Genomic DNA, 26801 nt, shown 5'->3' with positions numbered 1-26801 from the left:
CGGCAGGCCGGCAAGATGTCGGCCTGCGTTAACCTGCTGTTTAGCTCGCTGCGCCTATACTTCTCCTTTTTGCTGATTCGCCATTCTGTTTGAAGGTAAAGCTATGCGTGTTCTGGTTGTGGAGGATAATGCCCTGCTGCGTCACCACCTTGCGGTGCAGCTGCGTGATATGGGCCATCAGGTGGATGCCGCTGAAGATGCAAAAGAGGCGGATTATTTTCTTCAGGAACATGCCCCGGATATCGTGCTGGTCGATCTCGGCTTGCCCGATGAAGATGGCATGTCGTTGATTCGTCGCTGGCGCAGCCACAATCTGCGGCAGCCTATTCTGGTTCTGACCGCACGCGAAGGCTGGCAGGCCAAAGTGGAAGCGCTGGAAGCTGGCGCTGATGATTATGTAACGAAACCCTTTCATATTGAGGAAGTGGCGGCGCGCCTGCAGGCGCTGATGCGGCGCAACAGCGGCCATGCCTCGCAGTTGATCTCCCTGCCGCCTTTTCAGATCGATCTGTCACGTCGGGAAATCACTGTTCATGAAACGCCCATCAAACTCACCGCCTTTGAATATACCATTGCGGAAACCCTGATCCGCAATGCCGGTAAAGTGGTCAGCAAAGAGTCGCTGATGCTGCAGCTTTATCCCGATGCGGAGCTGCGTGAGAGCCATACTATCGACGTGCTGATGGGCCGTCTGCGCAAAAAAATCCAGCTGCTGCACGCCTCCGAAGTCATCACCACGGTGCGCGGTCAGGGCTACCGGTTCGATCTCTGAATCATGGCCTGGTTTAAACGCGCCAGACCCTTCTCGCTGCGCGCCCGCTTTCTGTTAGCCACGGCGGCCATTGTGCTGATCCTCTCGCTCTCCTACGGCATGGTGGCGGTGGTGGGCTATATGGTGAGCTTCGATAAAAACACCTATCGCGTGATGCGTGGCGAAAGCAATCTGTTTTTCACCCTGGCGCAGTGGCAGAACAATCAGCTGACCATTGCCCAGCCGGAACGCATGACCTTCAACTTCCCGACACTGGTGTTTATTTACGATGAGCACGGCAAACTGTTGTGGCAGCAGCGCGACGTGCCGGAAATCCGTAATAAAATTCGCCGCGACCAGCTGGCAAAGCCCGGCTTTTATGAAATCGCCACCAGCAACCGCACCAGTCTGGTAGCGATGGGCGATAACCAGGCGGCACAACGACGACTTCATGCCTGGGACAGCGACAGCGACGATACCTTCACCCACTCCGTAGCGGTCAATCGCTATGACGCCACTACCAATCTGCCCGCGCTGACGATCGTGGTGGTCGACTCCATTCCCCAGGAGTTGCAACACTCCGATGTGGTCTGGTCGTGGTTCAGCTATGTGCTGGCGGTAAACCTGCTGCTGATTATCCCCCTGCTCTGGCTGGCTGCTCACTGGAGCCTGCGTCCCATCGGTCATCTTGCCGCCCAGGTGCGTGAACTGGAGCTTAACCAGCGCGAAAACCTGGATGACCATCCTCCGCAGGAGCTGCGCAGCCTGGTACGTAACCTTAACCTGCTGCTGAGTAACGAACGTCAGCGTTATATGCGCTATCGCACCACCCTGTCGGACCTGACCCACAGCCTGAAAACGCCGCTGGCGGTATTGCAAAGCACACTGCGTTCGCTGCGCGGCGGCAAAGCCCTGTCCATTGAAGAGGCGGAGCCGGTGATGCTGGAGCAGATCAGCCGCATCTCGCAGCAGATCGGCTATTACCTGCATCGCGCCAGTATGCAGGCGGATCATAATCCGCTGCAGCGCGATCTCCACTCGGTGTCAGCTCTGCTCGACAGTCTCTGCTCCGCGCTGAATAAGGTCTATCAGCGCAAAGGAATTTCAATCACCCTTGATATTTCGCCTGAACTGACTTTTGTCGGCGATCAGAACGATTTTATGGAGGTGCTGGGTAATGTACTGGATAACGCCTGTAAATATTGCCTGGAATTTGTTGAGGTCAGCGCGCGCCAGACCGACAAGACGCTGCATCTGTTTATCGACGATGACGGACCAGGCATTCCTGAAAGCAAGCGTGATTTAATTTTTGTGCGCGGCCAGCGCGCCGATACTCTGCGCCCCGGTCAGGGGCTGGGACTGGCGGTAGTACGCGATATTCTTGAGCAGTACGCCGGTCAGGTCATCGCCAGTACCAGTCCATTAGGCGGTGCGCGCATGGAAGTGATTTTTGACCACCAGGAAGTGGAACATCATCACGAGTAGAAAACGGCACGTGCTGTTATACTTGCAGGCATTTACTGTTCAAACCGGAACGCTTGTATGGATTATCAGCTCGATCTTGACTGGCCCGACTTTATTCAACGTTACTGGCAGAAACGCCCGGTAATCATAAAGCGCGGCTTTAAAAATTTTATTGACCCTATCTCTCCTGATGAGCTGGCCGGTCTGGCGATGGAAAATGAGGTGGACAGCCGCCTCGTCAGCCATGAAGACGGGAAATGGCAGGTGAGCCACGGTCCCTTTGAAAGCTACGATCACCTGGGTGAAAACAACTGGTCGCTGCTGGTGCAGGCGGTTAACCACTGGCATGAGCCGTCAGCGGCGCTGATGCGTCCGTTCCGTTTTTTGCCCGACTGGCGTATTGATGATCTGATGATCTCCTTTGCCGTACCGGGCGGCGGCGTCGGCCCCCATTTCGACCAGTATGATGTATTTATTATTCAGGGTACCGGTCGCCGTCGCTGGCGCGTGGGTGAAAAGGTGCCGATGAAACAGCACTGCCCGCATCCGGACCTGCTGCAGGTGGAGCCGTTTGACGCCATTATCGATGAAGAGATGGAGCCCGGCGACATTCTCTATATCCCACCGGGTTTCCCGCATGAAGGCTACTCGCTGGAAAACGCCCTTAACTACTCCGTGGGCTTCCGCGCGCCCAGCGGCCGTGAACTGATCAGCGGCTTTGCCGATTACGTGCTGGCCAATGAACTGGGCAGCTATCGTTACAGCGATCCTGAGGTGCCGACCCGTGACTGTCCGTCACAGATTCTGCCACAGGAGCTCGACGCCCTGCGTCAGGTGATGCTGGATGTGCTTAATCAGCCAGAACACTTTAACCGCTGGTTTGGCGAGTTTATTTCGCAGTCGCGTCATGAGCTGGATATCGCTCCGCCGGAACCGCCCTATCAGCCTGACGAGATCTATGATGCGCTGCAGCAGGGCGACAAACTGACGCGTCTTGGCGGTCTGCGCGTGCTGACGCTGGAGGGCGACGTATACGTTAACGGTGAGCGTGTGGCCTGCGACAGGCCTGAAGTGCTGGCGGCGCTGGCGCATCGCGAGGTAATTGGCCTGGAGGAGCTGGGTGACGCCCTTGACGATCCTTCGCTGCTGGCGCAGCTTGCCGCGCTGGTAAACAGCGGCTACTGGTACTTCAGCGGAGAGTAACCCACCCGTGCGTTCCCCCATGGCGGACATGGGGGAACCTTTTCTCTGTCAGCTCAGTGACGGTTTTTTCTCTGCCGCCAGCTCGGCGATGCGCATGATCACCTGCACGGCCTGCTCCATAATATTCAGCGAAGCGAACTCATGTTTACCGTGGTAGTTATAGCCGCCGGTGAAGATGTTGGGACAGGGCAGCCCTTTACAGGAGAGCGCCGCGCCGTCGGTGCCGCCGCGAATCGGCTTCACCTCGGGTTCGATGCCGCAATCGCGAATCGCCTGCAGGGCCAGCTCGATAATCTGCGGATGCGGCTCCACTTTTTCACGCATATTAAAGTAGCTGTCGCTGAGAGTGACTTCAATCCCACACTCCGCCTGCTGGCCGCGGTTCAGACGCTGCGCGATATCCTGCAGCAGCTGCTTACGGGCCGCAAAACTGTCACGATCAAAATCGCGGATAATATAGTGCAGTTCAGCCTGCTCTACCGATCCGCTCATTTCATGCAGATGATAAAAACCTTCGTAGCCTGCGGTAAACTGCGGCTTTTCGTGGGCGGGCACCTCGGCATGGTAACGCATCGCCAGTTCCAGCGCGTTCACCATCACGCCTTTGGCTGAGCCGGGATGCACGTTATTGCCGCGGACTTTTACCGTCGCCGAGGCCGCATTAAAGTTTTCGAATTCAAACTCGCCGAGACCACTGCCATCAATGGTATAGGCCCAGTCGGCGGCGAAGGCTTCCACATCGAAATAACGCGTTCCGCGCCCAATCTCTTCATCAGGCGTAAAGGCGACGCGAATGGCGCCGTGCGGAATATCGCTGTGCGCCAGCCGCGCCATTGCCGTCATGATCTCCGCAACCCCGGCTTTGTCATCCGCCCCCAGCAGCGTGGTGCCGTCGGTAGTGATCAGCGTATGCCCCACCAGCTGGTTCAGCACCGGAAACAGCGCGGGTGACAGTACTTCATTGCCATTGCCGAGCCGGATATCGCCACCCGGATAATTCTCTACAATCTGCGGCTTCACATCGATGGCGGTAAAGTCAGGCGAGGTATCCACATGGGAAATAAAGCCAATTACCGGCGTCGGCCAATCCACATTAGCAGGCAGCGTGCCCATTACCACACAGTGATCGCTCAGAGTAACGTCAACAAAGCCCAGCGCCAGCAACTCCTCCTGTAACTGGCGCGCCAGCGTCCACTGACCTTCGCTGCTTGGCACCTGCGGGGCCTGGGGTTTCGACTGCGTTTCTACCGCGACATAACTTAAAAAACGCTCAAGTAACTGATCCATTTGTTATCCTTCAGAAGAGTCGGTGTTATCGATAACTGGCCGTGACGCCCTGTGGCGTCTGCTGAGATCTTCAGGTTAGTCCCCTCGCCCCCTGTTCAGGAAGCCCCACGAAGAAAAAGAGTCGGAAGGTTCAGCTTAATGGCTTAAATTCTACTCTTTTCCTCCCCAGGTCGTGGCAAAACATGGCATTAGCGCGTTTTTCAGGTATTATCCCGCCCTCACAATAGCAGGCCACGGTTAGCGGCTATGCTGTTATCTGGATCGGCTCTTACCCACTGAGTGACTAAAATGACGCAAACATGCGCGCAGCAGGCGCTGGTTACGCTTTCTGGCATCAGTAAAGCTTTCGACGGTAAATCAATTATTACCGATTTCAACCTGGCGATCGGTCACGGTGAATTTATTACCCTGCTCGGCCCGTCCGGTTGCGGCAAAACCACAATTTTGCGCCTGATTGCGGGCCTGGAAGAGGCCGACAGCGGCCAGATTGTGCTGGACGGCAGTCCGATTACCGATACGCCCGCCGAGCACCGACCGGTGAATACCGTATTCCAGAGTTATGCGCTGTTTCCCCATATGACCGTGTTTGAGAATGTCGCTTTCGGCCTGCGCATGCAGAAAACCCCGGCGGCAGAGATCACCACGCGTGTCAACGAAGCGCTGGCAATGGTGCAGCTCGACCGCTTTGCCGACCGCCGACCGCATCAGCTCTCCGGCGGTCAGCAGCAGCGCGTCGCCATTGCCCGTGCCGTGGTCAATCGCCCGAAAGTGTTGCTGCTGGACGAATCGCTCTCCGCCCTCGACTACAAGCTGCGTAAGCAGATGCAGAACGAACTGAAAGCGTTGCAGCGTAAGCTGGGCATCACCTTTATCTTTGTCACCCACGATCAGGAAGAGGCGCTCACCATGTCGGATCGCATCGTGGTGCTGCGCGACGGCAACATTGAGCAGGACGGCTCGCCGCGCGAAATTTACGAAGAGCCAGGCAATCTGTTTGTGGCGCGCTTTATCGGCGAAATTAACGTCTTTGATGCCGAAGTGATTGCCTGCCAGCAGGAGCAGCGCGTGCGCGCCCGGGTTGAAGGGCGCGAATGTGATATCCAGGTGCCCTTTGCAGTCACGCCAGGCGAAAAGCTGCATGTGCTGCTGCGTCCGGAAGATCTGCGCGTTGAGGAGATTAATGACAATACCCGCGCCGAGGGGCTGATTGGCTATGTGCGCGAACGCAACTACAAAGGCATGACGCTGGAATCCACCCTTGAGCTGGAAAACGGCAAGCTGGTGACCGTCAGCGAGTTTTTTAACGAGGACGATCCCGATTTCGACCATTCCCTGAATCAGAAAATGGCGGTGACCTGGGTAGAGAGCTGGGAGGTGGTGCTGCCTTATGAAGCTGATGCGTAATCGTTTCCAGAAAACCGTTACCGCGTTGATTGTCGGCTGGCTGACGCTGTTCGTTTTTCTGCCGAACCTGATGATTTTTGTCACCAGTTTCCTGACACGCGATGACGCCAGCTTTGTCAGCATGGTATTTACCCTGAGCAACTACACGCGCCTGCTGGACCCGCTCTACGCAGAGGTGCTGCTGCATTCGCTGAATATGGCGGTTATCGCCACCCTCTGCTGTTTGCTGCTGGGCTACCCCTTTGCCTGGTGTCTGACCCGGCTGCCCGCGCGTATCCGTCCGTTGATGCTGTTTCTGCTGATTGTACCTTTCTGGACCAACTCTCTGATCCGCATCTATGGACTGAAAATTTTTCTCGCTACGCGCGGTTGGCTGAATGAGTTCCTGCTCTGGCTGGGGGTGATCGACAAGCCGTTTCGCATTATGTATACCTCGGAGGCGGTGATCCTCGGGCTGATCTATATCCTGCTGCCTTTTATGGTAATGCCACTCTACTCCAGTCTGGAAAAGCTGGACAAGTCGCTGCTGGAAGCGGCGCGCGACTTGGGTGCCAGTAAGGTGCAGACGTTTTTCCGCGTGATCCTGCCGCTGACCATGCCGGGCATCGTAGCGGGCTCCCTGCTGGTGTTGATCCCGGCGATGGGGCTGTTCTACGTCGCCGATCTGATGGGCGGGGCGAAAAACCTGCTGATTGGCAACATCATTAAGAGCCAGTTCCTGAATATCCGCGACTGGCCGTTTGGCGCCGCCACCAGCATTGTGATGACGCTGCTGATGGGGCTGATGCTGCTGTTTTACTGGCGCGCCGCGCGCCTGCTGAACAAAAAGATGGAGCTGGAATGATGGCGCGCTGGTTACGCGGCGGCTTTATGGCCGTGATTTACGCCTGGTTTTATATCCCCATCGTGATTCTGATCGTGAACTCGTTTAACGCTTCGCGCTTCGGCATTAACTGGCAGGGGTTCAGCACGAAGTGGTATCAACTGCTGGTGAATAACGACAGCCTGATTCAGGCGGCACAGCACTCGCTGATTATGGGGATCCTCTCCGCCAGCTGCGCCACGCTGATCGGCTCGCTGACTGCCGTCGCGCTCTATCGCTACCGCTTCCGCGGCAAGCCCTTTGTCAGCGGCATGCTGTTTGTGGTGATGATGTCGCCCGATATCGTAATGGCGATTTCGCTGCTGGTGCTGTTTATGCTGCTGGGTATCTCGCTGGGCTTCTGGTCGCTGCTGTTTTCCCATATTACATTCTGTCTGCCGTTTGTGGTGATCACCGTCTATTCGCGCCTGAAAGGCTTTGATGTGCGCATGCTGGAAGCGGCAAAGGATCTGGGTGCCAGTGAAACCACCATCCTGCGCAAGATTATTCTGCCGCTGGCGATGCCGGCGGTGGCCGCCGGCTGGCTGCTGAGCTTTACCCTGTCGATGGATGATGTGGTGGTCTCCTCCTTCGTCACCAGCCCGACGTTCGAAATTCTGCCGCTGAAGATCTATTCCATGGTCAAGGTGGGTGTATCACCGGAAGTGAATGCGCTCGCTACCATTTTAATGGTGCTGTCGTTGTTGTTAGTGGTCGGCAGCCAGTTGTTGCTTCGTGATAAAACCAAATAACAGAGGATTGCGCATGAAAAAATGGTCTCGCTGGCTGGCCGCCGGGGCGCTGGCATTCGGCATGCAGAGCGCCCGGGCTGACGACAGCAAAACGCTCTATTTTTACAACTGGACCGAGTATGTACCGCCCGGGCTGCTGGAGCAGTTTACCCGTGAAACCGGCATTAAGGTGATCTACTCCACCTATGAGTCCAACGAGAGTATGTATGCCAGGCTGAAAACCTGGAAAGATGGCGCTTATGATCTGGTGGTACCGTCGACCTACTTTGTGGCCCGTATGCGCAATGAAGGCATGCTACAGAAGATCGACAAATCACAGCTCAGCAACTTTAAAAATCTCGATCCCAACCTGCTGAACAAGCCGTTCGACCCCGCGAATGACTACTCTATCCCCTATATCTGGGGAGCCACAGCGATCGGCATTAACACCGATGCCATGGAAGCCAACAGCGTGACGCGCTGGGCGGATCTCTGGAAGCCAGAGTATAAACAGAGCCTGCTGCTGACCGATGACGCGCGTGAAGTGTTCCAGGTGGCGCTGCGTAAGCTGGGCTACTCCGGCAATACGCGTGATGCGAAAGAGATCAACGCGGCCTACGCGGAGCTGCAAAAGCTGATGCCGAACGTGCTGGCCTTCAACTCAGACAACCCGGGCAATCCCTATATGGAAGGCGAAGTTAACCTGGGAATGATCTGGAACGGCTCGGCCTATGTGGCGCGTCAGGCGGGCACCCCGCTGCAGATCATCTGGCCAGAAGAAGGCGGCATTTTCTGGATGGATAACCTGGCGATTCCGACGAATGCGAAGAACAAAGCTGGCGCTCTGCAGCTGATTAACTTCCTGCTGCGTCCGGACGTGGCAGCCAAAGTGGCGGAAACCATCGGTTATCCGACGCCAAACCTGGCGGCGAAAGCGCTGCTGCCAAAAGAGGTGGCCGAAAATCCCTCTCTTTATCCGCCTGCGGAAGTGATTCAGAAAGGCGAATGGCAGGATGATGTAGGTGAAACCAGTGTGCTGTATGAGACGCTGTTCCAGAAGCTGAAAGCGGGACGTTAAGCCCACTTACACAGCGCAAAGGGCGGGCTCTCCGCCCTTTTGTTTTATCCCCGCTTATTCAACCCATGCAGAAAGGTGCGGACAAATTGCGGCACCACCTCGCTGGCAAGACCGTAATGGCTCTCAGCAAATTCACTGCCCATCTGGCTCGGCTCAAGGTTAAGCTCAACGGTATGCGCGCCCTGTAGCTTCGCTTCATGAACAAAGCCTGCCGCCGGATAAACATGCCCTGAGGTGCCGATAGCGATAAAAAGATCGGCTTTCTCCAGCGCCATATAGATGTGATCCATTCCCAGCGGCATCTCGCCAAACCACACCACATGCGGACGCAGCGGCGATGGAAACTGGCAACAGGTGCAGCGATCTTCAGGCTGCAAATCCCCCGTCCACTGCAGCACCTGACCACTGGTGGTACAGCGCACCTTCAGCAACTCACCATGCATATGCAGCACGCGCTGGCTACCGGCACGCTCGTGCAGATTATCGATATTCTGCGTCACCAGCAGAAAGCGATCGCCCAGCAGCGCTTCCATATCCGCCAGCGCCTGGTGGGCCGCGTTGGGCGCAATCTCTGGCTGCTGTAGCTGACGCCGACGCGCATTGTAAAATGCCTGCACCAGCGCCGGATTGCGCTGAAAGCCCTGCGGGGTGGCGACATCTTCTACCGAATGCTCCTCCCACAACCCCTCTGCCGCGCGAAAGGTGCGAATGCCCGATTCCGCCGAGATCCCCGCGCCGGTCAGCACCACCACGTGCGGCAGTACGCGCATAGCCAGCTCAGCCAGGCGGTCGCGCTCGAAAATGCGCTGCCGAAAACGTTGATGCACTTTGCGCCGGTTTTTTTTATAGCGGGCGAGTCGTAAGCGACGATGCGGTGTGAGCATAAAAACTCCCTGATTCCCGGGTATTAACCAGCCGATAATAACGGCTGATGATGACAAAAGCCCACTCACCGGCGCTGCGGGCAGGTTATCCGCTCTGGCGCGCCTGTTGCTGCGCGTCAGAGCGGATGCGCGTTACTGACCGCTAAGCACGCGTGCAGGTTCGATACGGCTGGCACGCCGCGCCGGATACCAGCTGGCGACCAGACTCAGTACAATGGCGGTGACCAGCACCGAAATCACATCCAGCCAGTGCAACTCTGAAGGCAGAAAGTCGATAAAGTAAATATCGCCCGCCAGCAGATGGTGCCCGGAAAGTTTTTCGAGGCCGCTCACCAGCGCCGTCAGGTTCAGCGCAGCCAGTACGCCGAACACCACGCCGCTCAGACTCCCCAGCAGCCCCGCCAGCAGACCATACCAGATAAAAATGGCACGGATCAGGCCATCTTTCGCTCCCAGGGTGCGTAACACGGCGATATCGCTGCTTTTATCCTTCACCGCCATCACCAGGGTGGAAACAATATTAAAGCAGGCTACGCCAATCACCAGGATCATCGCCAGATACATAATGGCGCGAATCATCTGAATATCACGATACATATAACCGTAGGTGCCGACCCAGCTACGAATATAGACATAGGCGTGGGTCGTCTCACCGGCAGCCCGTACCAGTTTCACCGCCTGAAAAGGATCGTCCATTTTCAACGCAATGCCGGTCACACTGTCAGCCATATCCAGATAGCGCTGCGCATCGGCCAGCGGCACCAGCGCCAGACTATGATCGAGCATACCGCTCAGCTGCAGGATCCCGCTCACCTGCAGGCGGATACGCTTAGGCTGCAGTAGCTTGTTCTCGCCGTCATTGTTCGGAATCATCACCGTCAGCCAGTCGCCGGTTTTTACCTTCAGCGCACGGGCGATGCCGCCGCCGAGGATAATCTGCTGCTTGCCTGCAGCAAACTGCGACCAGGCGTTGCCCTGCACAAACTGCGGCAGAGCGCTGAGGCGCGGCTCCTGCTGGGGATCAACCCCTTTGACCTGAATCGCCTGCAGTTTCGCGCCGCTCTCGATCAGCCCGGTAAAATTCACATAAGGCGCAGCGGCAGCGATGCCTTCTACCTGTTCAATCGGCGCAATCAGCTGTTGCCAGTTGTTGAAGGGTTGTTTCACCGGCTCGATTTCGCCATGCGGCACCACCGCCAGAATGCGGCTGTTCAGCTCACGCTCGAAACCGTTCATCGCGCTCAGGCCGATAATCAGCACCGCCACGCCAAGAGCGATCCCCACAGTAGAGATCACCGAGATCAGGGATACCATGCCGCCACGACGACGGCCGCGGCTGAAACGCAGCCCTAACAACAAAGATAACGATGACGCCATTAGCGTACTCCCGTCAGCGTCAGTTCGGGGTTAAGCTGGCCATCACGCATCTCCATCTGATGCCGTAGCCGCTGCGCCAGATGCAGGTCATGGGTCACCACCAGGAAAGCGGTCCCCTGTCTGACGTTCAGCTCGCCGAGCAGATCAAAAATAGCATCGGCGTTGCGCGCGTCCAGGTTGCCGGTGGGTTCATCCGCCATCACCAGACGCGGACGATTTACCAGCGCACGGGCGATAGCCACACGCTGGCGCTCGCCGCCGGAGAGTTCAGAGGGGCGGTGCGCGGCGCGTTTTTCCAGCCCTACCGCAGCCAGCATCTCCAGCGCCTGTGACTGCGCCTCGTTTTTACTCTGACGGCCAATCAGCAGCGGCATCGCCACATTTTCCAGCGCGCTGAAATCGGGCAGCAGATGGTGGAACTGGTAAATAAAGCCCAGCTCACGGTTGCGCAGCTCCGCTTTGGCGGAAGCAGACATGCTGTTCAGCGACTGGCCGTTAAAAATCACATCGCCGGAGGTGGGTGCATCCAGTCCGCCCAGCAGGTGCAGCAGCGTACTTTTACCTGATCCCGAGCTGCCGACAATCGCCGTCATCTCGCCCGGCTGCAGGGAAAAGGTCACGTTACGCAGGACATCGGTCTGCACGCTGCCTTCCTGATAGCGTTTGCACAGGTTGTGACACTGTAACAAAGGGGTATTACTCATAACGTAAAGCCTCAGCGGGTTGTACGGCGGCGGCGCGCCAGGAGGGATAGAGCGTTGACAGCAGGGCAACGGCCATCGCCGTGAACGCGATGGTGACCACCTGCCACGGGTTGATCGCCACCGGCAGCGCCGCGCCATCAAGGAAAAGACCGATCACCGGCAACAGATGGTTAAGCTGGCTGGCTAACAGTACGCCAAGCAGCGTTCCCAGCAGCGCCCCGATAATCCCGGCGCTGGCCCCCTGCACCATAAACACCAGCATAATTTGCCGACGCGTTAGCCCCTGGGTTTGCAGAATCGCCACTTCGCCCTGCTTCTCCATAATCAGCAGACCGAGTGACGTAATGATATTGAAGGCCGCCACGGCAATGATCAGGCTCAGCAGCAGCCCCATCATATTTTTTTCCATGCGTACCGCCTGAAACAGATCCCCTTTGCGCTCGCGCCAGTCTTTCCACTGCAGGCCGGCGGGCAGGTTTTGCTGACTCAGACTCTCCACTTCCAGCGGTTCATCCAGCCACAAACGCCAGCCAGTGATCTGTCCGGCGGGATAGCGCATCACGCGCGAGGCATCCTGTTGATTCACCAGAATCTGATAAGCGTCCACCTCGCTGTTGGCGGCATAGGTGCCCGCCACGGTGAACAGGCGCTGACTGGGGACCACCCCCATCGGCGTGAACTGGCTGACGGAAGGTACCATCAGACGCAGCCGATCGCCGCGCCGTACGCCCAGCTGACTCGCCAGCTGCTCACCGAGGATCACATTGTACTGCCCCGCCTGCAGCACGCTTTGCGGCGTGTTGATAAGAAACGGCGTTAAGGGATCTTTTTCGTCAGGATTAATGCCGAGCATCACCCCGACCGAGACATTATGGGCACTCTGCAGCACCACATCGGCGGTGGTCAGCGGCGCGATGCGGTTGACCCCTTTCAATTGCAGGCTCTGTGCGGGCTGCTGCTGCGGATTCATGCCGCCCTTCTCACTGACAATAAGAGCCTGAGGCATCAGCCCGAGAATATTCCCCTCCAGCTCGCGTTCAAAGCCGTTCATGACCGACAGCACGGTGACCAGCGCCAGTACGCCGAGCGTAATGCCAATGGTCGACAGCCAGGAAACAAAGCGACCGAAGCGGTCTGATGCTCGTCCGCGCATGTAGCGCAGACCGATAAATAGCGCAACAGGTTGATACATGTAATCCGTCCTGGACTGTGGACTAAAATTAAGTAAAAGGGATGATAATAGAGCGGCCTGCTTTATGAAACCTCAAACCCGCTGCGAAACGGCAAAGTTACGGTAAAACCCGGAGATGGCATCCGGCCGCCCGGAAAGCGAGCAAAAACTGTCCACCCGGCGGTCAATGATTGACCGGCTGGTGCCAGGCGACTCTCCCCTTATCCGCAGGCGGGGTGTATCGTGCAGCACGCGCTGGAGTACATGGTATGTGCAAATTTCCCAAAGGCAGTATTGTGAAAATGAAGACCGGAGAGATTAAAGGCGAAGTGATAAATATCTTTAAGCAGGGGGATGCGCCTGCGGGTTACTATGTCAAATGGGACGATGGTAACCACAGCTACCATCTGGAAAATGAGCTTTGCTGGGCGAATATTCACCGTCCACGCATGCATTACAACCCGCCCCCGGCAAAATAAGCTATTTTTGACGTTCAGGCCGCGCCGCGAAAAATCCACGGCGACAGGTGATCCACAGGGCGTATTATGGAATGATGACGCCCTGGAAAAACTGGAGTGAACGTCAAATTCCCATGTCCGAACAGATCCGCTATTCCCTGCCCGGCAAAGCGGGCGATCATCGCCAGCTTGGTCAACTCATTGGTGCCGCCCATGCGGTTGAATGTGCCGATATCGTTGAACGGCACCCCGGTCCGGTACTGATGATTACGCCGGATATGCAAACAGCCCTGCGTCTGCAGGATGAAATTCGCCAGTTTACGGACTATCCGATTACCAGCCTCGCCGACTGGGAAACCCTGCCGTACGACAGCTTTTCGCCGCATCAGGATATTATCTCCGCCCGCCTGTCGACCCTGTATCAGTTGCCCGGGATGACGCGTGGCCTGCTGATTCTGCCGGTGAATACGCTGATGCAGCGCGTCTGCCCGCACAGCTTCCTGCACGGACACGCCCTGGTGATGAAGCAGGGGCAAAAGCTGTCGCGCGATCGCCTGCGTGAGCAGCTGGAGCAGGCCGGTTATCGCCATGTCGATCAGGTAATGGAGCATGGCGAATATGCCACGCGCGGCGCGCTGCTGGATCTGTTCCCGATGGGCAGCGAACAGCCCTACCGTATCGATTTCTTTGATGATGAAATCGACAGCCTGCGCCTGTTCGACGCTGATACGCAGCGTACCCTGGAAGCGGTGGAGGCGATCAATCTGCTGCCAGCCCATGAGTTTCCCACCGATAAAGCGGCGATTGAGCTGTTTCGCAGCCGCTGGCGTGAAATTTTCGAGGTCCGGCGCGAAGCAGAACATATCTATCAACAGGTGAGTAAAGGCACCCTGCCCGCCGGGATTGAATACTGGCAGCCGCTCTTCTTTGATCAGCCGCTGCCGACACTGTTCAGCTATCTGCCGAAAACGGCCCTGCTCATGAACTGCGGCGACCTGGAAGGCAGCGCCAGCCGCTTCTGGCAGGATGTGAATGCCCGTTATGAGAATCGCCGCGTCGATCCGATGCGCCCGCTGCTGGAGCCGGAGAGCCTCTGGCTGCGCCCCGACAGCCTGTTCTCAGAGCTGAAAGCCTGGCCGCGCCTGCAGATGAGCAATGCGCAGTTGCCGGAGAAGGCCGCCAATACCAATCTGGGCTACGCGCCATTGCCGGAACTGACGGTACAGGCACAGTCCAAAACGCCGCTCGACCTGCTGCGTCAGTTCCTGGAGCAGTTTCAGGGCCCGGTGATTTTTTCTGTTGAAAGCGAAGGACGACGCGAAACCCTGCAGGAGCTGCTGGCGCGCATCAAACTGCGTCCGCAGCTGATTCACCGCCTGGACGACGTCGGCAGCAGCGGTCATTACCTGATGCAGGGCGCCAGCGAACGCGGTTTTATCGATACACAGCGCCAGCGCGCCTTTATCTGTGAGGGTGATCTGCTGGGCGAACGGGTCAGCCGCCGCCGTCAGGACAGTCGCCGCACCATTAACCCGGATGTCTTGATCCGTAACCTCGCCGAGCTGCACCCGGGTCAGCCGGTGGTGCACCTTGAACATGGCGTCGGCCGCTATATCGGCCTGACCACGCTTGAGGCGGGCGGCATTCAGGCGGAATATCTGATGCTCGCCTATGCAGGCGACGCCAAACTCTATGTGCCGGTTTCGTCGCTGCACCTGATCAGCCGCTACGCCGGCGGTGCTGATGAAAACGCCCCGCTGCACAAACTGGGCAGCGATGCCTGGTCGCGCGCGCGGCAGAAAGCGGCGGAAAAAGTGCGCGACGTGGCCGCTGAGCTACTGGATATCTATGCGCAGCGCGCGGCGAAGGCGGGTTACGCCTTTAAGCATGATCGCGACCAGTACCAGCTGTTCTGTGAAAGCTTCCCGTTTGAAACCACGCCGGATCAGGCGCAGGCGATTAATGCCGTATTAAGCGACATGTGCCAGCCGCTGGCGATGGATCGTCTGGTGTGCGGCGATGTGGGCTTCGGCAAAACCGAAGTGGCGATGCGCGCCGCCTTCCTGGCGGTAGAAAATAACAAGCAGGTGGCGGTACTGGTGCCAACAACCCTGCTGGCGCAGCAGCATTTCGACAACTTCCGCGATCGCTTTGCCAACTGGCCGGTACGCATTGAGATGCTCTCCCGCTTCCGCAGCGCGCGCGATCAGGCACAGATCCTGGAGCAGGCCAGCGAAGGCAAAATCGATATTCTGATCGGCACCCATAAGCTGCTGATGAGCGACCTGAAATGGCGCGATCTCGGACTGCTGATTGTGGATGAAGAGCACCGCTTTGGCGTCCGGCATAAAGAGCGTATCAAAGCGATGCGCGCTGATGTCGACATTCTTACCCTGACCGCCACCCCGATCCCGCGTACGCTGAATATGGCGATGAGCGGCATGCGCGACCTGTCGATTATCGCCACGCCGCCTGCGCGCCGTCTGGCAGTGAAAACCTTTGTGCGCGAGTATGACAAACTGGTGGTGCGTGAAGCGATCCTGCGTGAAATCCTGCGTGGCGGCCAGGTCTATTATCTCTATAACGACGTGGAGAATATCGAGAAAGCCGCCCAGCGTCTGGCAGAGCTGGTGCCCGAGGCGCGCATCGCCATCGGTCATGGTCAGATGCGTGAACGCGACCTGGAACGGGTGATGAACGATTTCCACCATCAGCGTTTTAACGTGCTGGTCTGCACCACCATCATCGAAACCGGCATCGATATCCCGACCGCCAATACCATCATTATTGAGCGCGCCGACCATTTTGGCCTGGCGCAGCTGCATCAGCTGCGTGGCCGCGTTGGTCGTTCACATCATCAGGCGTACGCCTGGCTGCTGACGCCGCCACCGAAAGCAATGACCAGCGATGCGCAAAAACGCCTGGAAGCGATCGCCTCGCTGGAAGATCTGGGGGCCGGTTTTGCCCTTGCAACGCACGATCTGGAGATTCGTGGTGCCGGTGAGCTGCTGGGAGAAGATCAGAGCGGCCAGATGGAAACCATCGGCTTCTCGCTCTATATGGAGCTGCTGGAAAACGCCGTGGATGCGTTAAAAGAGGGCCGCGAGCCCTCGCTGGAAGATCTTACCAGCAACCAGACCGACATCGAGCTGCGTATGCCCGCCCTGCTGCCGGAAGATTTTATTCCGGATGTGAATACCCGCCTCTCGCTCTACAAGCGTATTGCCAGCGCGGACAGTGAGGCAGAGCTGGAAGAGCTGAAAGTGGAAATGATCGATCGCTTTGGCACCCTGCCTGATGCGGCGCGTAACCTGCTGGATATCGCCGGGCTGCGTCTGGTCGCCCGCGCGCTGGGTATCCGGCGTATTGAGGCGAGCGATAAAGGCGGCTTTTTTGAGTTCGCTGAGAAAAATCAGGTGGATCCCGGCTGGCTCATCAGCCTGTTGCAACAGGAACCGCAGCACTGGAAGCTGGAAGGCCCCACGCGCCTGAAGTTCACGCGCGATCTGGCCGAGCGCAAGCAGCGTATGCAGTGGGTGAAAGACTTTATGCAGCAGCTGCAGAGCAAGGCGGCCTGACGGTTTCAGCCAGTAAAAAAAGGCGCATCACCGGATGCGCCTTTTACTGTGGCTTTGCTGTGTTGCCCGAAGGCGTAATCTTTGCCCAATCAGGCCTGATCAGAGTTCAGGATCAGCTGGCCATTACGGTCCAGCGGGATGCGGGTGCCAGGGTCGTTTTCCATGCGGATTTTGCCCTGCTGGTTGCCTATTTTATAGGTCACATCATAGCCCAACATCTTTTCCTGTTTATCGTACACCGTTTTACAACGCTGCTCGGTGGTAGTGTAGGTATCACGCTGTTGCAGGCCGCCCTGCACCTGATTACCGGCATAGCCGCCGGCCAGCGCGCCAGCTACCGTTGCGACGTCACGACCACGACCGCCCCCGAACTGATGGCCAAGAACGCCACCTGCTACAGCACCCAATACTGAGCCAGTAATACGGTTTTCATCCTGCACCGCACGCCGGTGTGTCAGCGTCACGTTACGGCACTCCTGGCGCGGTGACTTCACTGTTTCTTTGATCGGCGTGGCGGCCAGCACCTGAGCATATTGTGGACCCGGATTAAACACATCCATACTGGCTACCGCAGCGACCCCCAGAGCAGCCACTACGCCAATACCGATACCCGCTAACATTGATTTATTCACAGGAATATCCTCCTGATTATTGTTACCGCGCATTCCTGCCGCTACAGGTTCCCGTGCAACAGCGGTTTGAACGGCGTGCGCGACCCACCGTGTTTGTGAAAAGAAGTTTTACAGATGGCTCACTTTTACGACATCAGAAAAATGGAGGAAAACACGCGAACGCGAGTCGGGAAAACGTTTTCAGAGAGTTCTTATCGCTGGTTTATGCAGCAAAAAGTGGTGGTAATAGCAGCGAACGACGCGGGGAGAAATAACCTAACCTGTTGAAAGGCGAGGAAAACCTCGCCTTAATCGGTCAGTGCAGCTTCAGACGTGGACGGATAACCCGGTTAAGGCTACCCACCACCATCATCAGCCCGGTTTTGAAATATCCGTGGAGCGCAACCTGGTGCATACGATACAGAGAGATATAGACAAAACGCGCGATGCGCCCTTCTACCATCATCGATCCGCGCATCAGGTTCCCCATCAGACTGCCCACGGTGCTGAAGCGCGAAAGCGAAACCAGCGAGCCATGATCTTTATAGACATAGGGTTTCAGCGGTTTAGCGTTTAACTGGGCCAGAATATTTTCCAGCACCTGTGACGCCATCTGGTGCGCAGACTGCGCGCGCGGCGGCACAAAACCGCCGCCAGGCAGGGCGCAGGAGGCGCAATCGCCGATAGCATAGATATCGTCATCCAGCGTGGTCTGCAGCGTCTCTTTCACCACCAGCTGATTAATGCGGTTCGTCTCCAGCCCGCCGATCCCCTGCATAAAATCGGGTGCCTTGATTCCGGCCGCCCAGACCATCAGATCCGCTTCAATAAAGTCGCCGCTTTTGGTGTGCAGACCCTGCTTATCCGCGCTGGTGACCATGGTTTGCGTCAGCACGCGTACGCCCAGTTTGGTCAGCTCCTGATGAGCCGCTGCAGAGATACGCGGCGGCAGCGCAGGCAGGATACGCTCACCCGCCTCCACCAGCGTCACGTTCAGGGCGTCGCTGTCGAGTCCCTGATAGCCATAGCTGTGCAGCTGCTTAACCGCATTATGCAGCTCAGCAGAGAGTTCCACCCCGGTAGCGCCACCGCCGACAATGGCAATATTCACCTTTTTCAGCCGTCCGGCGCTGGCGGAGAACTTCAGGAACAGGTTGAGCATTTCGTTGTGGAAGCGGCGCGCCTGATGGGGATTATCCAGAAAGATACAGTGCTCCCTGACGCCCGGCGTGCCGAAATCGTTGGAGGTGCTGCCCAGCGCCATCACCAGGGTGTCGTAAGGCACCTCGCGCTCTTCGACCAGCACTTCCCCCTGCTCGTTACACACTTCCGCCAGGCGAATGCTTTTGTGTTCACGATCGATAGCGGTCAGCGAGCCGAGCTGAAAGCGAAAGCCGTGATTACGGGCATGCGCCAGATAGCTCAGCGCATCGATGCCCTCATCCATCGAGCCGGTGGCCACCTCATGCAGCAGCGGTTTCCATAAATGGCTGTGGTTACGATCGACCAGAATGATTTCCGCTTTCTTCTTCCGACCCAGCTTATGACCTAACTGGGTCGCCAGCTCCAGGCCGCCAGCACCACCACCAACGATAACGATTTTTCTCATAGATGTCGTCAACAGGACCCCCTCGAAAAGTAAACCAATCGTTAATAAAAGGTTAAAATAAAAACCTTAATTAACATAAGGTTGGCGAATTTAAAGTCGCAATCTGGGGGCAGAATAACATGGTGCGGTGAGTTGGTCATACCAAAATTGACCTGCATCAATTTATCGCGCCCATTCTCAGCGTAGTACGAAACAACGCATTCTACCCGTTTTACACATGCGGGCTTAATCTGTTGTTTTAATGAAGTTAATCAGGAAAGCGTCGGCAGGAAAAAGAGAAAAGCGACCCGGTTGCGACTCAGCCGCACTGGCGACAGACGTCGCGGCCGAGCCACCCGACAAGAATTAACGTGCGGCTTTATGCTCCAGCCAGCGGGCCTGCAGCGCGCTCAGCTGCTGCTGATTCTCCTGCCAGCGTCGGCTTGCCAGCAGCTGCTGACGGTTGTAACGTCCCCGGTGGTAAAGCCCTGGCACCCGGCTGGCTTCAACCGGCGTCAGGTTATCCAGCACGGCAATCGCGCCCTGGCGCTGGTTACAGACCAGAATCATATCGCAGCCCGCTGATAATGACTGGCTGGCGCGCTCTGCATAGCTGCCCATGATCGCCGCTCCCTCCATCGACAGATCGTCAGAGAAGATCACGCCATCGAATCCCAGTTCGTTGCGCAGCACCGTCTGCAGCCAGTATGGTGAGCCGCTGGCGGGCAAGGGGTCAATTTCGCTATAGATGACATGGGCAGGCATAATCGCATCCAGTGCCTGCTCGTCAATCAGCTGGCGGAATATCGCCATATCATGCTGACGCAGGGTAGCCGCATCGCGCTCATCACGCGGCGTCTCTTTATGGGAGTCAGCGCTGACCGCACCGTGGCCCGGAAAATGTTTGCCGGTGGTTTTCATTCCCGCCTCATGCATGCCGGCAATAAAACAGCGCGCAACCTGTAGCGCAATCGCCGGATCGGCATGGAAGGCGCGATCGCCAATCGCCGCGCTGATATGGCCAATATCCAGCACCGGCGCAAAGCTGATATCAATATCCATGGCGATCATTTCAGCGGCCATCTGCCAGCCTGCCTGCTGCGCCAGTGCGCCTGCTTGCGGCAGATCGTGCAGCGCGGCAAAGGATTGCATCGCCGGTAAGGTGGTAAAACCTTCGCGAAAACGCTGCACCCGTCCCCCTTCCTGATCCACGGCCACCACCAGCCGCGTATGGGACGCGCTGCGTATCTGACGGATCAGCGCTGACAGCTGCGCGGGATCGTGATAGTTGCGGGCAAAGAGGATCACCCCACCCACCAGCGGATGTTGCAGAATCTCCCGTTCTTCGGCGTCCAGCTCGTAGCTTTCGACATCCAGCATCAGCGGACCGGGTAACGATGTTGTCATAATCAATGTCCTGTTCACACTCAGCGCAGGAGCGGCCTCTGCCCCTGCGGATTAAAATTGTTGCCAGCCTGCCGCCGCCCGCTGCAACGCCGCGCGATCGTCCTGTTGCTCGGCGCGCAGCTGATACCAGCTGGCCATTAACAGGCGCAGCCAGGGTTGCCAGCGCCGCACCTGCTCTTCCAGCTGTGCCGGTGCCAGCCGCGCCTGGCGCGCATAGCTCGCTATCCAGCACGCCTGACGCTGCGGATCGGCGGCACAGAGTACGGCAACATCCAGCGCCACGTCGGCATCAGCGGCATATTCCCAGTCGATGAAATGGAGTTCGCCCTGCGCCACGATAACATTGCCGGGATGAATATCCATATGCACGGGCGCCAGGCGCAGCGGTTGAGGTTCTCCCTGCCGCGTCAGCCGCCGCAGTGCGCGTTGCCAGCGCAGATTACGCTGGCGACACAGCTGCCAGTAACGCTGTAACAACGGCAGCAGCTGCAGCCGGTAACCGGTCAGCGGCTGGCGATGCAACTGATGCAGCCGGGAAACCACCGCCTCCCGCTGCTGACGAAAGGCGTGTGTATCGATCGTGTCGCCCGCCAGCCAGGGTAGCAGCAGCCAGTGAGCATTATACGCCAGCGGCGACGGCGTCAGCCCGGCGCGGTGCAGCTTTTTCAGCACACGATATTCCCGCTGGCGATCGACAAAGGGAATCGGCATAACAGGCTGACGGCGCGCCAGCAGCGCGCCCGCTGCAGTGTCGATGCGACCACTCTGCCCGGTCAGCCCGACCAGCGGTAAAAAAGAACCGGCAGGATCAACTGCCGGTTGGATGTTGGCGAGCAGCTGCTGCAGCGCGGGATCAATATTGGGTGTCACCGTTGCCTGACCAGATGATTTCGCCGCTCTGCACCAGCATCAGCTGCATCTGCAATTCAGGCGACTTTACATCCCCCTGGGCATTGCTGTAGAGCACATACTGCGCGTTCAGGTAACGGGCCAGCCCCACCGCCTTGCTGCGTGAGCTGAGACTGTCATCCGGCGGCAGACCCAGCGTCTGCTTCGCCTGCGTCAGCTGATCGTCCGTCACCAGGGTAAATTTGCCGTTGTTGTTCAGCGCGCTCTGAATGGCAGCGGTCGCTTTTTCACTTTGCAAATTGCCATTGGTGCTGTTTTTTACCCGATCCACCAGCAATATGCTGCCCGGTGTGACAGTAGCGGACTGCAGCATTTGCGCCACCAGCGGCTGTACGCTGAGGTCCCAGTTAATGGTTTTGAGTTTGGGGGGTTGCGGCACGCTCTCGCCCGGCTGCGGCGCAGGCGGCTGTGGTACGGAGGGCGGCGTCGGCTCGCTGGGGGGCACAGGTTGCGTCGGCTCAACCGGCGCGGGCGGCTGCTGTTGCGTTACACAACCGGCGAGCATAAGCGCCAGACATAACGCGGCGGAAAATTTTACACTGCGAATCACGTAATCGTCCTCAGAGATAGAGATAGAGACGTACCTTGCTGGCCGTCAGATTTCCCGTCTGGGAGACCACTTCGGCGCTGCCGTAACCGGGCACGGTAAACTGCTGAGGTGGCTCCTGCGGCTCGATTTCCAGGCCTTTATCGTCATACCAGTAAAAACGATAGTGCACGGTAACCGGCGTTTCGCGCTGGTTATAAAGCACGCTGCCAGCGCGCTGCTGACCATCACGTTCCGTCAGCGTCGGCTCGCTGGTTAAGATCCCGGCAGACAGCACCGATGAGTCCATCACCAGCGACTGGGAGGTGTTAATCATCGGTTTTTTACTACTGCAGGCGCTCAGACTCAGCAGCAGTGACAGGCTAATCAGCCATAAGCGCATAGCAAGTTTCCATGAAGGCCATCAGTGGGAAAGCATCGGCCCGAGCGGGCGTCCACCTACCAGATGCATATGAATATGATAAACCTCCTGCCCGCCATGTCGGTTGCAGTTCATAATCAGGCGGTACCCATCCTCGGCAATACCTTCCTGACGCGCAATTTTCGCGGCGACCGTAAACATACGCCCGAGCGCATGCTCATGCGCTTCACGCACGTCATTACAGGTCGGGATCAGCACATTCGGGATAATAAGAATATGAGTCGGTGCTTTAGGCGAGATGTCACGAAAAGCGGTGACCAGTTCGTCCTGATAAACCACGTCGGCGGAAATTTCGCGACGAATGATTTTACTGAAAATGGTTTCTTCAGCCATGATGCAATTCCTTGAGCCTGGATGTCAGTAAGGGAGTATGAGGGAGAAAATTGTTTTCTTTCAACCTCCGGACCCTATTTCTTTTCTCAACTGGCTGCCTTTGCAGCGCTTTGCTGACCCGGAAGCGTGCCGTTACACACAACAGCGGAACGGATTTTCCCCGCGCCAGCGTATAAAAAAAGCCCCTGACGGGCTGAGGGTTCCCCATAAATAAAGACAGGCATAGAAGGTTATGATCTACTTAGTGTTCCACCAAAAAGTAAGGTCACACCTCTATGCCTGTTTCACAAGTTTGCCATAAATTTTTTAGCCAGTCCCTGAACTCCATTCATCAGTACCGTAAAAACGCTCTGCTTGATATGACCGTGGCTCTGACGCGTGGTGCTTCGCTTTCTCTTACCAGCATCGGCAGATATCTGCCAGGCCCCGCACGTGTTAAGCACAAGATTAAGCGTGTTGACCGGCACCTCAACAGCGACCTGATGTTCAGTGATATTCCCTGTGTCTACCAGCAGCTTGTATCCCGCCTCACACACAGCCTTTCAGTTTGTGTCATTGCTGTGGACTGGAGTGGTTATCCTTCATCAGAGCTCAGTGTTTTGCGGGCAAGCTTATTGTGTGATGGCAGAGCTATCCCTCTGATGAGTAAAGTCATTTCCTCCCGCTACCAGAACAACTCTGCCGTACAAAATGCCTTTCTCGATCAGATGGCTGTCGCCATCGGCAAAGATAAGCAGGTCATTATTGTGACCGATGCAGGCTTTCGCAGCAGCTGGTTTCACCACATCCGCTCTCTGGGCTGGGATTTTGTCGGACGAGTCAGGGGCAGCCTCTATTTTCAGGTCATCGGGGATGAAGAGTGGCAGATGGCGCGGGATATTGTGTCATCAACAACGGCACGCTACCCGGGATTCGGGCGTCTGGCACGTAACGCCAGTCGTGACTGTCCGGGACATTTCTACACCGTGCATAAGCGGGCGACGGGCAGGAAAAGCAGCCAGCATTACCCCAAAACAGACAGGATGTACCGTAAAAACGCGCGTGAACCGTGGCTGCTTTTTACCAGCCTGATGGAATATAAGCCACGCGAGACAGTTAAACTTTATAGTCGCCGTATGCAGATAGAACAGAACTTCAGGGATGAAAAAAGCGAGCGCTATGGGTTGGGACTGCGGGCAAGTAAAAGCCGGGGAGAAAAAGGAATATCCGTGCTTTGCCTGGTTGCAGCTCTCTACAGCATCATCCTGTGGCTGACGGGATATTACCTTGAAAGTAAGGGAATAAATCGATGGTTCCAGGCGAACAGTGAGAAATCACGCAGGGTGCTGTCGTATCTGACATTGAGTGAAAATGTCATCCGGCAGTCGCCGGAGCTCCTGTCGGGAATGAACCCCGACAGGGTGTATGCCGATATGGCCAGAGCCTACAGAAACATCATCATGGTGTACTGATAATGTTTCTGGGGATCCCTCAGCCCTGACGGGGCTTTTTTGCGTAGTAAGCCATGCTTACATGCTGCGGATATAGTCATCCATTTCCGTTTTCAGGTTATCGGACCTGGTGCCGAAAATCGCCTGAACGCCGGAGCCAGCAACCACCACGCCACGGGCGCCGAGATTTTTCAACTCACCCTGATTCACTTTGCCAACATCCGCCACGCTGACGCGCAGACGGGTGATGCAGGCATCCAGATTGGTGATGTTCTCTTTGCCACCAAAGGCGGTCACCAGTTTGCCAGCCATTTCGCTACCGCTGGCTGTGCTCTGTTCAATCGCGGCATCTTCACGGCCCGGCGTTTTCAGATTCAGTTTGGCAATCAGCACACGGAAAACGGTGTAATAAATCAGACCATAGATAATACCGACAATCGGGAACAGCCAGATTTTACTGCTGTTACCGCTCAGTACGATAAAGTCGATCAGACCGTGCGAGAAGCTGGTGCCATCACGCATGCCCAGCAGGATACAGATCGGGAACGCCAGACCCGCCAGAATGGCATGGATCACGTACAGCACCGGCGCGACGAACATAAAGGAGAATTCAATCGGCTCGGTAATACCGGTCAGGAACGAGGTCAGCGCCGCGGAGATCATAATACCGCCCACTTTCGCCCGGTTTTCCGGTTTCGCTGAGTGCCAGATAGCGATTGCAGCTGCTGGCAAACCATACATTTTGAACAGGAAGCCGCCAGAGAGTTTGCCTGCAGTCGGGTCGCCCGCCATGTAGCGCGGAATATCGCCATGGAAGACCTGACCGGCAGCGTTGGTAAATTCACCAATCTGCATCTGGAAAGGCACGTTCCAGATATGATGCAGACCAAAGGGCACCAGCGCACGTTCTACTACGCCATAGATACCAAAGGCGACAACCGGGTTCTGATAGGCAGCCCACAGGGAGAAGCGCTGGATAGCCGTGCCGACCGGCGGCCAGATAAAGGCGAGCAGCACGCCGAAAATAATGGCGGTCAGACCGGAGATAATGGGTACAAAGCGCTTACCGGCAAAGAAGCCGAGGTATTCCGGCAGCTTAATGCGATAGAAGCGGTTAAACATATAAGCGGCGATGGCACCGGCAATAATGCCCCCCAGCACCCCGGTGTCAGCAAGGTGCTTTGCCTCGATCTCGGCAGCAGGCAGCTGAAGTACCAGAGGCGCCACTACCGCCAGGGTTTTCACCATGATGCCATAAGCCACTACAGCCGCCAGCGCGGACACGCCATCGTTATTGGTAAAGCCGAGCGCTACACCAATAGCAAAAATCAGCGGCATATTGGCGAAAACAGAGCCGCCCGCTTCGGCCATGACGTGTGAGACGACGGCAGGCAACCAGCTGAAGTTTGCTGAACCTACCCCTAATAAAATGCCGGCAATCGGCAGAACCGATACCGGCAACATAAGCGATTTTCCGACCTTCTGCAGGTTCGCAAAAGCGTTCTTAAACATAGCGTGAAGCTCCTGAATAGACTGACATTGCGCGTAACGCGCTTGATAAAGGGAGAGGACCTTTACCGACCTGGCATTGGGCTGCCTTTTGATTTATTACGAAGGGTAAAATAAATAGCGCTGACTTACTTTGACGGTTATCACGTTTCCCTGCACAAAGATGCCTGCAATGCGTAATTTCTGCGCTGCAGGCTGGCGTCGCGCGGCCGCAAAGCCCGCCAGGACCGGGCAACAGGCACAGCAGGCGGACTTTCAGTGATTAATTATGGTCAGTAAAATAAATTGTGTGTTCAGGCTCCGAGGCGGGAAAGCGGAATCTGAAACAGACGCGAGAAGTTCCGGGTAGTGGTCGCGGCCAGGGTTTCAATATCGACCCCTTTCAGGACGGCCATATACTCAGCCACATCGCGGGTATAGGCGGGCTGGTTCTCTTTGCCACGATAAGGAACCGGAGCCAGATAAGGCGAATCCGTTTCCACCAGGATGCGATCCAGCGGCACATAACGCGCCGCCTCGCGCAGCGCTTCTGCGTTGCGGAAGGTGACGATACCGGAAAAAGAGATATAGAACCCCATGTCCAGCAGGCTGGCTGCCGTTTCACGGTCTTCGGTAAAGCAATGCAGTACGCCGCCACAGATGTCAGCCTGCTCTTCACGCAAAATCGCCAGCGTATCTTCGCGGGCATCGCGTGTGTGCACGATGATCGGTTTGTTCAGCGCGCGCCCGGTACGAATATGTTCGCGAAAAGACGCCTGCTGCTGCGCTTTGGTTTCCTGCTGATAATAATAATCGAGGCCGGTTTCACCCAACGCCACCACCCGCTCATCCGCGGCCAGACGACGAAACTCTTCTACATCATAGGGCGTCTCCTGGTTCAGTGGATGCACGCCGCAGGAGAGCGCGATATTAGAACGATCGCCTACCAGCGCTTTCAGGGTATGAAAGCCCGGCAGCGTGGTGGCGATGGCCAGCATAAATTTCACATCACGCGCGGCGGCTTTCGTAATCACATCATCCAGGTCGCGGTGATTTTTTTCATAATCCAGGCCATCAAGATGGCAATGGGAATCCACAATAAACATACTTCTTTT

The 26801-nt window shown here is 56.8% G+C and carries 24 protein-coding genes; 10 read left to right on the top strand and 14 right to left on the bottom strand.

Translation table 11 applies throughout. The annotated features are described in order from the left end of the window. Positions 1–103 precede the first annotated feature (103 nt). The 3 genes from phoP to E0E17_RS14580 are packed head-to-tail and all read left to right on the top strand — an operon-like array spanning position 104 to position 3418. On the top strand, positions 104–772 hold the full coding sequence (phoP, locus tag E0E17_RS14590; protein ID WP_130834742.1) for a two-component system response regulator PhoP: 669 nt from the start codon (positions 104–106) through the stop codon (positions 770–772). Positions 773–775: 3 nt separating this feature from the next. Then, positions 776–2236, top strand: a complete 1461-nt coding sequence (gene phoQ / locus E0E17_RS14585; RefSeq protein WP_130834741.1) for a two-component system sensor histidine kinase PhoQ — start codon at positions 776–778, stop codon at positions 2234–2236. Positions 2237–2293: 57 nt separating this feature from the next. Beyond that, positions 2294–3418, top strand: a complete 1125-nt coding sequence (locus tag E0E17_RS14580; protein WP_130834740.1) for a ribosomal protein uL16 3-hydroxylase — start codon at positions 2294–2296, stop codon at positions 3416–3418. 48 nt (positions 3419–3466) lie between these two features. On the opposite strand, the gene pepT is transcribed toward E0E17_RS14580, so the two are convergent. After that, positions 3467–4705 carry a peptidase T gene (gene pepT, locus E0E17_RS14575; RefSeq protein WP_130834739.1) on the bottom strand — a complete coding sequence of 413 codons (1239 nt, stop codon included), beginning with the start codon at positions 4703–4705 and terminating at the stop codon, positions 3467–3469. 288 nt (positions 4706–4993) lie between these two features. Here pepT and potA point away from each other — a divergent pair, with 288 nt between their 5' ends. The 4 genes from potA to potD are packed head-to-tail and all read left to right on the top strand — an operon-like array spanning position 4994 to position 8780. Next, positions 4994–6109, top strand: coding sequence for a spermidine/putrescine ABC transporter ATP-binding protein PotA (potA, locus tag E0E17_RS14570; RefSeq protein ID WP_130834738.1), 1116 nt, complete (start codon positions 4994–4996; stop codon positions 6107–6109). Continuing rightward, the gene (gene potB / locus E0E17_RS14565; RefSeq protein WP_130834737.1) at positions 6093–6953 is read left to right on the top strand and encodes a spermidine/putrescine ABC transporter permease PotB; all 861 of its coding nucleotides are present in this window, start codon (positions 6093–6095) and stop codon (positions 6951–6953) included. Before potA ends, potB begins: the two co-directional genes overlap by 17 nt. After that, positions 6950–7723, top strand: coding sequence for a spermidine/putrescine ABC transporter permease PotC (gene potC, locus E0E17_RS14560; RefSeq protein ID WP_130834736.1), 774 nt, complete (start codon positions 6950–6952; stop codon positions 7721–7723). The genes potB and potC overlap by 4 nt, the downstream gene beginning before the upstream one ends. Positions 7724–7736: 13 nt before the next feature. Continuing rightward, positions 7737–8780 (top strand): spermidine/putrescine ABC transporter substrate-binding protein PotD, encoded by a 1044-nt coding sequence (potD, locus tag E0E17_RS14555; protein ID WP_130834735.1) that lies wholly within the window; start codon positions 7737–7739, stop codon positions 8778–8780. A gap of 44 nt (positions 8781–8824) precedes the next feature. Here the strand turns inward: potD and cobB are convergent, their stop codons facing one another. The 4 genes from cobB to lolC all read right to left on the bottom strand — a co-directional run bounded on the left by cobB (position 8825) and on the right by lolC (position 12937). Beyond that, positions 8825–9664: a Sir2 family NAD+-dependent deacetylase gene (gene cobB / locus E0E17_RS14550; protein ID WP_130834734.1), complete on the bottom strand. Its 840-nt coding sequence runs from the start codon at positions 9662–9664 to the stop codon at positions 8825–8827. A 132-nt stretch (positions 9665–9796) separates the two neighbouring features. Beyond that, positions 9797–11041, bottom strand: a complete 1245-nt coding sequence (gene lolE / locus E0E17_RS14545) for a lipoprotein-releasing ABC transporter permease subunit LolE (protein WP_130834733.1) — start codon at positions 11039–11041, stop codon at positions 9797–9799. Beyond that, entirely contained in the window at positions 11041–11745 is a 705-nt protein-coding gene (gene lolD, locus E0E17_RS14540) for a lipoprotein-releasing ABC transporter ATP-binding protein LolD (protein ID WP_130834732.1), read from the bottom strand. Before lolD ends, lolE begins: the two co-directional genes overlap by 1 nt. Next, positions 11738–12937 carry a lipoprotein-releasing ABC transporter permease subunit LolC gene (lolC, locus tag E0E17_RS14535; RefSeq protein ID WP_130834731.1) on the bottom strand — a complete coding sequence of 400 codons (1200 nt, stop codon included), beginning with the start codon at positions 12935–12937 and terminating at the stop codon, positions 11738–11740. Before lolC ends, lolD begins: the two co-directional genes overlap by 8 nt. A 248-nt stretch (positions 12938–13185) precedes the next feature. Here lolC and E0E17_RS14530 point away from each other — a divergent pair, with 248 nt between their 5' ends. Together E0E17_RS14530 and mfd are read left to right on the top strand one after the other, a co-directional pair. Next, positions 13186–13395 carry a hypothetical protein gene (locus E0E17_RS14530; RefSeq protein ID WP_130834730.1) on the top strand — a complete coding sequence of 70 codons (210 nt, stop codon included), beginning with the start codon at positions 13186–13188 and terminating at the stop codon, positions 13393–13395. Positions 13396–13508: 113 nt separating this feature from the next. Next, entirely contained in the window at positions 13509–16952 is a 3444-nt protein-coding gene (gene mfd / locus E0E17_RS14525; RefSeq protein ID WP_130835565.1) for a transcription-repair coupling factor, read from the top strand. A gap of 89 nt (positions 16953–17041) precedes the next feature. Here the strand turns inward: mfd and E0E17_RS14520 are convergent, their stop codons facing one another. The 7 genes from E0E17_RS14520 to hinT form a co-directional block, all read right to left on the bottom strand. Beyond that, complete coding sequence (locus tag E0E17_RS14520; RefSeq protein ID WP_130834729.1) at positions 17042–17584, bottom strand: glycine zipper 2TM domain-containing protein; 543 nt, start codon at positions 17582–17584, stop codon at positions 17042–17044. Positions 17585–17879: 295 nt separating this feature from the next. Then, a complete protein-coding gene (locus tag E0E17_RS14515) occupies positions 17880–19184 on the bottom strand; it encodes an NAD(P)/FAD-dependent oxidoreductase (RefSeq protein ID WP_130834728.1) in 1305 nt (434 codons plus the stop codon). 333 nt (positions 19185–19517) lie between these two features. Continuing rightward, positions 19518–20558: a beta-N-acetylhexosaminidase gene (nagZ, locus tag E0E17_RS14510; RefSeq protein ID WP_130834727.1), complete on the bottom strand. Its 1041-nt coding sequence runs from the start codon at positions 20556–20558 to the stop codon at positions 19518–19520. Between the two features lie 51 nt (positions 20559–20609). After that, positions 20610–21428 (bottom strand): thiamine kinase, encoded by an 819-nt coding sequence (gene thiK / locus E0E17_RS14505; protein ID WP_130834726.1) that lies wholly within the window; start codon positions 21426–21428, stop codon positions 20610–20612. Beyond that, a complete protein-coding gene (lpoB, locus tag E0E17_RS14500) occupies positions 21412–22017 on the bottom strand; it encodes a penicillin-binding protein activator LpoB (protein WP_130834725.1) in 606 nt (201 codons plus the stop codon). Before lpoB ends, thiK begins: the two co-directional genes overlap by 17 nt. A 10-nt stretch (positions 22018–22027) precedes the next feature. Next, the gene (locus E0E17_RS14495; protein ID WP_130834724.1) at positions 22028–22396 is read right to left on the bottom strand and encodes a YcfL family putative periplasmic lipoprotein; all 369 of its coding nucleotides are present in this window, start codon (positions 22394–22396) and stop codon (positions 22028–22030) included. 21 nt (positions 22397–22417) lie between these two features. Further along, complete coding sequence (gene hinT, locus E0E17_RS14490) at positions 22418–22768, bottom strand: purine nucleoside phosphoramidase (RefSeq protein ID WP_130834723.1); 351 nt, start codon at positions 22766–22768, stop codon at positions 22418–22420. Positions 22769–23043: 275 nt separating this feature from the next. Here hinT and E0E17_RS14485 point away from each other — a divergent pair, with 275 nt between their 5' ends. Further along, entirely contained in the window at positions 23044–24219 is a 1176-nt protein-coding gene (locus tag E0E17_RS14485; RefSeq protein WP_130834722.1) for an IS4 family transposase, read from the top strand. Positions 24220–24276: 57 nt separating this feature from the next. Here E0E17_RS14485 and ptsG read toward each other — a convergent pair whose 3' ends face one another. Together ptsG and E0E17_RS14475 are read right to left on the bottom strand one after the other, a co-directional pair. Further along, positions 24277–25710: a PTS glucose transporter subunit IIBC gene (gene ptsG, locus E0E17_RS14480; protein WP_130834721.1), complete on the bottom strand. Its 1434-nt coding sequence runs from the start codon at positions 25708–25710 to the stop codon at positions 24277–24279. 290 nt (positions 25711–26000) lie between these two features. Then, positions 26001–26792: a metal-dependent hydrolase gene (locus E0E17_RS14475; RefSeq protein WP_130834720.1), complete on the bottom strand. Its 792-nt coding sequence runs from the start codon at positions 26790–26792 to the stop codon at positions 26001–26003. Positions 26793–26801: the final 9 nt, after the last annotated feature.

Source organism: [Erwinia] mediterraneensis, from assembly GCF_900604315.1.
GTDB lineage: Bacteria > Pseudomonadota > Gammaproteobacteria > Enterobacterales > Enterobacteriaceae > Pantoea > Pantoea mediterraneensis_A.
The sequence above is the reverse complement of the archived record's forward strand: the minus strand, read 5'-3'. Positions and strand labels throughout refer to the sequence as shown.